Below are 7,355 nucleotides of genomic sequence, written 5' to 3'. Positions count from 1 at the left end.
GACCATGTTCCGTTAATGCCATTATTGGATGTCGTTGGAAGTGTACCTGGGGTAGCATTCTGACAATACGGTCCTAAAGCCGTAAAAGTTGGAACTGTTGGTGCTGTAACGGTGATACTCATCGTAGCGGTTGTAGCACATTGTCCTGCTGTTGGGGTAAACGTATACGTTTGTGTACCTACCGTTGTCGTAGAGACTGTGGCTGGCGACCATGTTCCGTTAATGCCATTATTGGATGTCGTTGGAAGTGTACCTGGGGTAGCATTCTGACAATACGGTCCTAAAGCCGTAAAAGTTGGAACTGTTGGTGCTGTAACGGTGATACTCATCGTAGCGGTTGTAGCACATTGTCCTGCTGTTGGGGTAAACGTATACGTTTGTGTACCTACCGTTGCCGTAGAGACTGTGGCTGGTGACCATGTTCCGTTAATGCCATTATTGGATGTCGTTGGAAGTGTACCTGGGGTAACATTCTGACAATACGGTCCTAAAGCCGTAAAAGTTGGAGTAACCGTTGTTGTAATGGTTACAGTAACTGTTGCCGTCGCATTTGCACAAGGCGGTGTACCAGTAACAGTGTAGGTATAAACTCCAGCAAGATCAACAGCAGGATTGAATACACCTGTTCCACTGGCTAAAGGAGGTGACCAAGTTCCTCCAGATTGAGGTGATCCTCCTAAACTAATAAAAAGATTTCTTGGAGCTGCATCACTACATATGTTAAGCGTTCCATTTGTACCTGCATTTGCTTTTGGAACAACCGTTACTGTAACCGTAGCGGTCGCATTTCCACAAGGTGCTAAACCTGAAACTGTATAAGTATATACTCCTGATGGATCTACAGCAGGGTTAAATATACCTGTTCCACTGGTTAAAGGCGGACTCCATGTTCCACCCGATTGAGGAGTACCGCCTAAACTATTAAATAAATTTTGAGTTGCAGCATTACTACATACTGTTAATGTTCCATTAGTCCCAGCATTTTTGGGGTCTGATATTGTGATTGTTACTGTTGATGAGCTTGCCGCACAAACCCCATTATTAACAGTATAAGTAAACACATAAGGGCTTCCAGCTGCTGTTAAAGTAGTTAAGTTAACCGTTCCTAAATATCCATTTGTAGTCGTTAGTGGTCCACTCCATGTACCTGTTGTTTGAGGGCTTCCACCCAAACTACTAAATAAATTTTGAGTTGGATTAGAAGCTATTTGATTGGAACATATTTGTAACGAACCATTAGCACCTGAATTATTAGGTGGAACCAAATTAGCCGTAACTTCCAATCTATCTGTACTTTCACAAGGCGGATCAATTGTAGTTGCAAAATAACTTTGTCCATTAACTAATGGTGTTGATGGATCTAACGGAACAGAAGAAGATATGGTAGCATACCAATTATTAGCACCACTAGCTACTAAATCTGCTATAGTTGGCGACTGTGTTGTACAAAAAAACTGATTCGCATTTCCAGTTGGTACTGGCACTACTCCTACGGTTACAAACACAGAAAGTCGTGATGTTTTACAACCCGTAAATGGATTCGTTTGACCAGCATAATAGATGGTATTGTTGGTAAGAACGGTTGAAGGCGACAAAGCAGTTCCTCCACCAGGAGTCAAATACCACTCAACATTATTTCCATTAGCAATTAAATTGGCAATGGTCGCTTGTGACGGACTGTCCACACAAACCCCTTGAAAATTCTGACCTGTTGGTGCCGAGTAAATCGTTACCACTACTTGCTGTCTAACACCACAGGAACCCGAGTTGTCATCTGCAAAATAATCTTCTCCATTGACTAATCCAGCTGCAGGAGATAAGGGTGTTGTTGATGTAGCTGTAGCATACCAAACTACCCCATTTCCGTTATTAGTTGCTACTAAACTGGAAACGGTTGGTGATTGTGTATTACAAAAAGTCTGAGTCGGATTGACTACAGTTGGACATTGTGCGAAACTCTTACTCAATCCGATAGAAAAGAAAAGAGATAAGTAAAATAGGTTTAAGTATTTAGTCTTTTGTATATTTTTTATCATAAGCTACATCTTATTTTTACATAACTGCAATCTAACAAACTACAGATTTTATTTAGGACTATTACGTCAAATTTATATAAAGAAACGTGTCGTTTAACGATGAAATTAATGCATCTTACCCAGTTCCTTTATGGTATTATCAGTATCATGTTGAAGAATATAAAACCCTTCATTCACACTAGTTCCTTGTTGGTTTTTATGGTATTCAAATTTAAATTTACTATACTCGGTAACATCCTCTTTAGTAGAGGTTTCAAAATCTTTATTTTGTGACAATCGCAACAAAACATCAAAAGTAACATCAAACCCAGTCAAGTAATTCTGATTCTGTTCTAATGTTTTTTTCTTGCTACTATTAGATGAAATTTGAGCCTGTGCTGCCTTTTCAACTGAAATATATGTTGGATAAATCATTTTTAAAATGTTAATTCTAATCGAAGATACATTTTCGTAATTAGCCAACAATGAAGGCTCTAAAACTGCAATCTGAATTGAAAATTCGGTGGATTGATTTAATAAAACATTGGTAGAACTGATAATCATGCTGTTCTTATCGGTATCCAAAATAACATAATTTAATTTGTCTTTAACTAACAATGTCTTCAAGTCTTCAGTATCAACCACGTTTTTATCGGATACTTTAACCCATTTAGCCTGTGGAAATTTTTCTAGAATACTGCTTTTACTAATCAATCTATTAGAACTGTTGACTACAATAATATTGGCATTTGCAGCAGATAAATAATTCAACACTTGCGTACGAATTTCTTGCTCTGATGGTAATGAAACAAACAAATTTGAAAATCCTTTTTCGGCAATTATTGATTTTGTTGTAACCACCGGAATATTTTGTTGATTAAAAACTGCCGCTATTTTTGGAGCTTCTTTTTCAAAATAAGGCATCATAATTAAATTTGATTTAACCAAGACTTCGTTTTTAGACAAACTATCTACTGCTAGTTCTGTTGGATTATCTTGAAGCTCTAATAATTTAACATTGACAGCTACTCCCAAACTTTTCGCAGAATCAATAGCTTTTAATGCACCGCTATAAAACTCTAAATTTCCTTTCACAAATTTGTCACTTACCTCTTTAAAATCATTCCCTTTAGCAACAAATTCTTGATATTTAGTATCGCTAAAAGGCATCACAAGAGCTAGTTCTTTGGTGGTTGATTTGTCAATACTCAAGTATAAATCTTTGTATCGGGAAGGATTTTTAACCGGTATAACCGTAGCCTTTTCTGGCGAAGCTACTTTTTCTGTAGTAGTTTCATTTGTTTTTTCAGAAATAGGCTGATTTACTTTTTCTGGAGTGGTACTTACTGCCGAAGAAGCATTTTTAGGCATTTTAATAACCATACCCACCTGAACTGCATCAGCTAATTTCGGATTTAAATCGGTAAATTCTTTAACAGTCATTCCAGCTCTTTTAGACAATCCAAAAAGCGTTTCTTTGTGCTGAATTTGATAATCAACAAAATCTTGACTAATAATTGATTTTGAAGGTTTTGCTTTAACAGAGCTTTCAACGACTGGCTTTGTTTCAACCACTGGAGTATTTTCTGTTTGAGGTTTTGATTCAACTTCTGCAGCAGTCACTTTTGGAGTTGCATTTACCACTACTGCATAATCGCCCTTATAAGAAGAAGGAATACTTATTTTTTGACCAATTTGAAGTCCTTTAACAATTTGGGGATTCCCATTCTCTAATTCCGCAATAGTAACACCGTATTTTTTAGAAAGCCCAAATTTAGTTTCTTTGGGTTCAACAATATGATATCTTGATTCTGAAGAACTATTTACTGGAGCAGCTACTACAGCACTTCCGTTGCGAGTTGGAACCGTTAATTTTTGACCACTTTTCAAAACACCATTTAACACAGATGCATTGGCTTTGGTAAGTTCATCTACAGTTATACCATTTCGTTTTGAAATACCATACAAGGTTTCGCCAGGTAAAACGACATAATCATATTTTGAGTCAAATTTTGGAGAAACATTTACCTGAGATAAATCTTGTTTATAACCTGTAGTAGAACCGTTAATTTGAAGTTTATGCCCAACTTGCAAACCTGCTACAATTTGTGGATTTTGTTCTTCCAACTGCTGAATCGTTACTCCATACAACTTCGAAAGACCAAATTTTGTTTCCTTAGATTGCACAATATGAATTCTATTTTCGGAACTGATTGTTTTCGGAACACTTGAATTCTGAGTATCTGTAGAAGAATTTGAATTAGAAATCGCTGTATTTGTAACCCGTGCTTTCGGAATGACTAACACATCAGATTCTTTAACTCCATTAACGGCATTTGGATTCAATTTAACTATATCATAAGGAGTTACCTTATATTTTTGAGCAATTGAAGATAAAGTTTCACCACTACTTACAATATGTTTGATGTTAGCTTCTTGTGAATAAAAATTTTGAACGAAAAATAATATAAAAATTATTGCTAATTTTTTCATATTTGTTTTACTATGTAAGGGTTAGTAACCTAAAATATTTTATAAAATTAACAAAAAAACCTCCGTAGAAAATAGACTACAGAGGTTGTTATTAAGATTGTTATTAACAATTTATTAAAACACAAATAAAGCTCTTTCGCTCATCATTTCGTTCACTTCATCGGCTACTTGTTCGATAATTTCTTCGTTAGTATGATTCATTAAAACGCGATCAATAAAGTCAACAACAGCTTCCATATCTTCCTCTACAAGACCTCTCGTAGTTATAGCTGGAGTACCTACACGGATGCCTGAAGTTACAAATGGCGATTTGTCATCAAATGGAACCATATTTTTATTTACTGTGATATCCGCTTTAACCAAAGCATTTTCCGCTTCTTTTCCTGTAATATTTTTATTTCTAAGATCGATCAACATCATATGATTATCGGTACCTCCTGAAATTAAATTATATCCTCTTTTATTGAAAGCCTCTGCCATAGCCTTGGCATTCTTTTGAACTTGCATGGCATAACGGAAGAACTCATCGGTTAAACACTCTCCAAAAGCAACTGCTTTAGCCGCGATAATGTGCATTAATGGACCACCTTGATTTCCTGGAAAAACCGACATATCTAAAATATGCGACATCATTCTGATTTCTCCTTTTGGAGTAGTTAATCCCCATGGGTTTTCAAAATCTTTACCCATCATAATCATTCCTCCTCTTGGTCCTCGTAACGTTTTATGTGTCGTAGTTGTTACAATATGGCAATGCGGAATTGGATCATTCATCAATCCTTTGGCTATTAACCCAGCTGGATGTGAAATATCTGCTAATAATAAGGCGCCAACGCTATCTGCAATTTCTCTAAAGCGTTTAAAATCCATATCTCGACAGTATGCCGAAGCACCTGCGATGATCATTTTGGGTTGTTCTTTAGTCGCAATGGCTTGAATTTTATCGTAATCAAACATTCCAGTTTCTGGCTCTACACCATAAAAACTTGGAGTGTATAATTTTCCAGAAAAGTTAACTGGTGAACCATGCGTTAAATGACCACCATGAGACAAATCAAAACCTAAAATTTTATCTCCTGGTTTTAAACAAGCTGCAAAAACTGCCGTATTAGCTTGCGATCCAGAGTGTGGTTGCACATTGACATATTCAGCTCCAAATAAAGCTTTAGCTCTATCAATAGCAATTTGTTCAACAACATCTACCACTTCACATCCACCATAATAGCGTTTGCCTGGATATCCTTCTGCATATTTATTAGTTAAACAAGAACCAGCAGCTTCCATTACTTGGTCGCTCACAAAGTTTTCTGAGGCAATTAGCTCAATTCCATGAATTTGTCTATCTTGTTCGTCAAGAATTAAGTCAAAAATTTGTTCGTCGCGTTGCATTTTTTTTGATTTTTCGTTAAAAACTTTTCAAAATTACGAAATATGTTTGTCAAATAAATTCAAAATGATATATTTGATTACAAATTTTTCAACAACAAATCAACAACCCAGATATGCCAAATACAGCAAACGACCCTAGTAGAAGATCATGGATTGCGGTTCCCGAAAACAGTGATTTTCCGATACAAAACATTCCTTTTGGAGTCTTTTTAACGAAAGAAGATGTAATTACCATTGGTACTCGAATTGGAGATAGCGCTATTGATATGGGAGCACTTCAACAACTAGGTTATTTTGAAGGTATCGAATTGACCGACGACATGTTTATGCAAGATACCTTAAACGATTTTATTTCGGATGGAAAAAAAACATGGCGCTTGGTTCGAAATCGATTGGCCGATTTATTTGACGAAAACAATCCAAAACTAAGAGACAACAAAGAACATTGTGATGTTGTTATTTTTAATATTTCCGATATTGAGATGCTACTTCCGGTTCAAATTGGCGATTATACCGATTTTTATTCTAGTAAAGAGCACGCCACCAATGTGGGAAAAATGTTTCGCGATCCTGAAAATGCTTTGTTACCCAATTGGCTTCACATCCCGGTAGGATATCACGGTAGAAGTTCTACGATTGTTCCTTCTGGAATTCCAGTACACAGACCTATGGGACAAACGCTTCCAAATGGTGAAACTACGCCTGTTTTTGGCCCGTCACGATTGGTCGATTTCGAATTAGAAACAGCTTTCATCACAACCGATGCCAATATTATGGGCGAAAATATTCCGATTAATGAAGCCGAAGATTATATTTTTGGAATGGTATTGCTTAATGACTGGAGTGCTAGAGATATTCAAAAATGGGAATACGTTCCACTAGGGCCTTTTTTAGCCAAAAACTTTGCTTCTTCCATCTCACCATGGATTGTAACCATGGATGCGTTGGAAGCTTTTAGAGTTAAAGGTCCAAAACAAGAACCTACACCACTACCCTATTTACAACAAAAAGGAAAGCATGCGTACGACATCAACCTTGAAGTTTACATAGAACCAGAAAATGCAACGCCAACGTTAGTTTCTAAATCAAACTTTAAATACATGTATTGGTCGATGTGCCAACAATTAACGCACCACACTTCCAATGGATGTCGTGTAAATTCGGGTGATATGATGGGTTCCGGAACCATTTCTGGTCCAACCGAAGACAGTTTTGGTTCGATGTTAGAATTGACTTGGAGCGGACAAAAACCGATTAAAATGAGTGATGGGACCGAACGTAAATTCATCAACGACAACGATACGGTAATCATGAAAGGATATTGTCAAAACAGTTCGGTACGCATAGGATTTGGTGAAGTTTCAAGTAAACTATTACCGCCTTTCGTTAGAAAATAAGTATCACATTATTTTGGCTTACTTTTTGGATAGTGTCCATTAGTAACTCTTAAACCTTTTA

General features: G+C 36.6%; 3 protein-coding genes and 1 pseudogene. 1 reads left to right on the top strand and 3 read right to left on the bottom strand.

Annotated features, from left to right (window positions below; genetic code table 11):
* The 3 genes and pseudogenes from ACODSI_RS12885 to glyA all read right to left on the bottom strand — a co-directional run.
* Positions 1-2,036: pseudogene (locus ACODSI_RS12885) on the bottom strand (hypothetical protein); the annotation flags it as partial.
* Between the two features lie 105 nt (positions 2,037-2,141).
* Positions 2,142-4,508, bottom strand: coding sequence for a LysM peptidoglycan-binding domain-containing protein (locus ACODSI_RS12880; protein ID WP_488917266.1), 2,367 nt, complete (start codon positions 4,506-4,508; stop codon positions 2,142-2,144).
* A gap of 114 nt (positions 4,509-4,622) precedes the next feature.
* Positions 4,623-5,897, bottom strand: a complete 1,275-nt coding sequence (glyA, locus tag ACODSI_RS12875) for a serine hydroxymethyltransferase (protein ID WP_488917265.1) — start codon at positions 5,895-5,897, stop codon at positions 4,623-4,625.
* A gap of 113 nt (positions 5,898-6,010) precedes the next feature.
* Here glyA and fahA point away from each other — a divergent pair, with 113 nt between their 5' ends.
* Positions 6,011-7,294 carry a fumarylacetoacetase gene (gene fahA, locus ACODSI_RS12870; protein ID WP_488917264.1) on the top strand — a complete coding sequence of 428 codons (1,284 nt, stop codon included), beginning with the start codon at positions 6,011-6,013 and terminating at the stop codon, positions 7,292-7,294.
* The last annotated feature ends 61 nt before the right edge of the window (positions 7,295-7,355 follow it).

It is taken from the genome of Flavobacterium sp. FG139 (genome assembly GCF_057809695.1).
The sequence above is the reverse complement of the archived record's forward strand: the minus strand, read 5'-3'. Positions and strand labels throughout refer to the sequence as shown.

Coding starts and splice junctions, on each gene's coding strand:
- ACODSI_RS12880 (WP_488917266.1), bottom strand. CDS start 4,508: ATGAAAAAATTAGCAATAATTTTTATATTATTTTTCGTTCAAAATTTT.
- glyA (WP_488917265.1), bottom strand. CDS start 5,897: ATGCAACGCGACGAACAAATTTTTGACTTAATTCTTGACGAACAAGAT.
- fahA (WP_488917264.1), top strand. CDS start 6,011: ATGCCAAATACAGCAAACGACCCTAGTAGAAGATCATGGATTGCGGTT.